The sequence below is a fragment of the Acidiplasma cupricumulans genome (assembly GCF_001402935.1).
GTDB classification, from domain to species: Archaea; Thermoplasmatota; Thermoplasmata; order Thermoplasmatales; family Thermoplasmataceae; genus Acidiplasma; species Acidiplasma aeolicum.
On sequence record NZ_LKBH01000053.1, the window covers coordinates 1 to 3,462 of the forward strand.

Consider the following 3,462-nt stretch of genomic DNA (forward strand, 5'->3'; position numbering starts at 1 on the left):
AAGATACTTGCAGGGGGTCAGAGCCTAATACCTCTTTTAAAGCTCAGGTTCACATCCATTCCAAATATTATAGTAATGTATCCGGATAAATTCGAATATTTTGCGCCAGAAGATATTGAAAGTTTGGAAAAGTTGCTGGATAAATTCCAGGATGATGCCAAGATACTTGCAGGGGGTCAGAGCCTAATACCTCTTTTAAAGCTCAGGTTCACATCCATTCCAAATATTATAGATATAGCCAACATAAAGGAACTAAATTTTATAGATGGTTCTGATGGATTAAAGATAGGCCCAATGGTAAGAACTGCAGAGGTTGCAAGAAATAGGCTTATAAAACAGAAGTGCAATCTTTTATCTGATGCGGCCTCAAAAATAGCTGATCCGCAGGTTAGAAACATGGGGACAATAGGTGGTGATGTCTGTGAGGCAGACCCAAGGAATGATATGCCAGCTGTTATGCTTGCACTAAATGCTGAGTTTGAAATAACCGGCTCTTCAGGTATTAGAACTGTTAAGGCCACAGATTTCTTTAAAGATGCATACACGACCGATGTCAGACCAAATGAAATTTTAACAAAAATTATTATAGGTGACTATTCAAAATATTATGGCAAATACTTCAAGTTTACAACACTTTCAAGCGATTTTCCGGTATTCGCCATAGCAGTGAATATGTCAGTTGGGAATGACAAAACAATCAATGATTTGGGCATAGGACTTACAAATTTAAATACAACTGCGGTTAAAGCTGTTGACGTTGAGGAATTTTTAAAGGGAAAAAAGCCGGATGATAACACACTTGAATCTGCATTTAAAAAACTGGAATCATATATTGATATAGAGGATGATGTTAACGGCACTAAGGACCATAAAATGGAGATTTTAAATGAAATGTTTAAAAATGGAATAAAAGAGGTATATGGTGTTTTAAATGATGGTAAACATTAAGGTAAATGGGAAGGAATATAAAAAGGATGTCGAGCCACGCATGCTGCTTGTAAGTTTTTTGAGGGACGAGCTTGGTTTAACCGGAACACATATAGGATGCGATACAACCAACTGCGGTGCCTGTACGGTTTTAATGGATGGAAAAACAGTTAAATCATGCACCGTTCTGGCAGTTCAGGCAAACAATCATGAAATAACAACAATAGAAAGCAATGACCCTGATCTAAATGCTGTTAAGGATTCATACGTTGAGGAAGAGGGACTGCAGTGCGGTTTCTGTACCCCCGGCATGATTATGCAATCATATTACTTAATAAAAAATGCGGAAGGGGACATAGACGAGGACTACATAAAAAAGAACCTTAGAGGTAATCTGTGCAGGTGCACAGGATACAGAACCATTATCGATTCTGTTAAAAAGGCAGAGGAAAAATTAAGGCAGAGGGAGGAGATAAATGTATCTAAATAGATTTGTTAACGGCCAGGGAAAATATATAGATGACATTAAAATGGATAATATGCTTTACATGGCCATTGCCAGAAGCCCATATGCACATGCAAGAATAAAAAATATAAAGGGCGGGTTAAATTCATCTGAATTAAAGGCATATTACACCCTTGATGATCATGCCATGAGAGAGCCAGTGCTTGCAATTGATGAGGTAAATTATGTTGGCCAGTGCGTTGCCGCCTTTTTTTCCGAGAACAGATATGAGGCAGAGGATCTGGTAAATACACTTGAGGTCGATTACGAGCCCCTTGACGCAGTTGCATCAATTGATGAGGCATTAAAACACCCGCCTGTGAGGCATGGAATGAAGGACAATATTATGGAAACTGAAGAAATTGGAAAAAAATTCAGTGAAAAGGATATTGACTTTGATTTAAAGGTTAGCGACTCAATATTCATGGATCGTGTTCTTGCGAATCCAATGGAAACAAGGGGGATAGTTGCAGATTACCGCGATGGTGTGCTTAATGTATACATTTCAAGCCAGTCGGTTCACAGGATGAAGGCTGGCATAATGAAGGCACTTAACCTCCCTGAGGATAAGGTTAATGTTTATCATGTTGATACCGGTGGGGCATTTGGACTTAAGGCATTGCTATTTCCAGAGTATATAATAGCCTGTTACGCATCAATGAAGTATAAAAGGCCCGTTAAGTGGATAGAAACAAGAACAGAGCATCTGCAATCCGCCCATGCTGGAAGGGGCATAATGGCAGACATTACCCTTTACGCCAAAAAGGATGGCAGGATTACAGGCCTTGATGGTACAGTTTATCTGGATTCTGGTGCATACTATGCTGATGCTGATAAGGTCGATATGGGAAATGTTGTTCACGAGGTTACTGGCCCCTATTTTATTGAAAATGCGCATTTAACTGCAAAGTATGTGCTTACAAACAAATCTTTGAATGGTTACTACCGTGGTGCTGGTAAACCAGAGGCATCAATCATCATGGAAAGAATGATTGATCTGCTTGCAGACAGGCTTAATATGGATATTGCCGATATAAGATTGAAAAATGCAACAGAAAAACCATTTAAATCCCCACTTGGCCTTGACATGAATTACCCAACAAAACCATTCCTGGAGGCTGCATTAAAACATTTCGATTACTATAACCTATCAAAGAAGGAAAAGCTTGGCATATCACTTTTCATCCTTGATGAGGACACTGCGCCCGGTGAATCATGCAGAATACATGTAAAGGATGGAAGGGTGCATGTTTATTTTGGTGGTGATGTTTCCGGCCAGGGTCATGAACTATTCACACAGGAAATACTTAGTAATGAATTTGGCATAGATAAAAATTTAATTTCACTGGAATATGATGATACGGTGACATTAAAGGACGGCACTGGTACATGGGGATCTAGATCAGGAATTACACATACGTCAGTTTTAATGAAAACTGCTGAAATAATAAAGAATGATGTGATCAAAAAATTCGGTAAATATGATAGCAAACTTTTACTGGAAAACGAATTTAATGAGTATTATTATTACAAAATAGATTACAACGCAAATTCTGTAAACTTTAACATGGTTTCATGTGATATCAATGATATTAACTCCATAAAGGTCTATGCATATTATGATCTTGGCAAGGTAATAAACCGTAAGAATGTCCTTGGTTCAATCCACGGTGGAAGTCTTCAGGCCATCAGCGAGACATTATGTGAAACGATGAGGTATTCAGATGATGGGCAGCTGATAACAAACAATATTGCAGATGCCGGGCTTTTAACAGCAGATAGGATTCCAGAATTTAATATAGAACTTGTTGAAAATCCATCGGAATTTCCATCAAAGGCAAAGGGCATTGGAGAATCACCCATGATAGGAATACCAAGTGCACTTGCAAGGTCAATAGAATTGCAGACAAAAAAGAGGGTTACAAAATTCCCGATTGATGATTTAAAATTATTTAATAAATGCATGGATTAATAAAAATATTAATTCATTGATAATCATTTTTTTGGACATTTACATTTTTAGATTATAA

General features: G+C 37.9%; 3 protein-coding genes. All 3 read left to right on the plus strand.

The genetic code is table 11. The annotated features are described in order from the left end of the window. Positions 1 to 948 (plus strand): FAD binding domain-containing protein (locus tag AOG55_RS01850; RefSeq protein WP_236688951.1); only part of this gene is annotated, 948 nt, incomplete at its 5' end. After that, positions 932 to 1,417, plus strand: coding sequence for a (2Fe-2S)-binding protein (locus AOG55_RS01855; RefSeq protein WP_054963809.1), 486 nt, complete (start codon positions 932 to 934; stop codon positions 1,415 to 1,417). The genes AOG55_RS01850 and AOG55_RS01855, both read left to right, overlap by 17 nt. Continuing rightward, positions 1,404 to 3,404, plus strand: a complete 2,001-nt coding sequence (locus AOG55_RS01860) for a xanthine dehydrogenase family protein molybdopterin-binding subunit (protein ID WP_055040824.1) — start codon at positions 1,404 to 1,406, stop codon at positions 3,402 to 3,404. The genes AOG55_RS01855 and AOG55_RS01860 overlap by 14 nt, the downstream gene beginning before the upstream one ends. The last annotated feature ends 58 nt before the right edge of the window (positions 3,405 to 3,462 follow it).

Excerpts from the sequence above, each read along its gene's own strand:
- AOG55_RS01860 (WP_055040824.1), top strand. The coding sequence starts at position 1,404 with ATGTATCTAAATAGATTTGTTAACGGCCAGGGAAAATATATAGATGAC.
- AOG55_RS01855 (WP_054963809.1), top strand. The coding sequence starts at position 932 with ATGATGGTAAACATTAAGGTAAATGGGAAGGAATATAAAAAGGATGTC.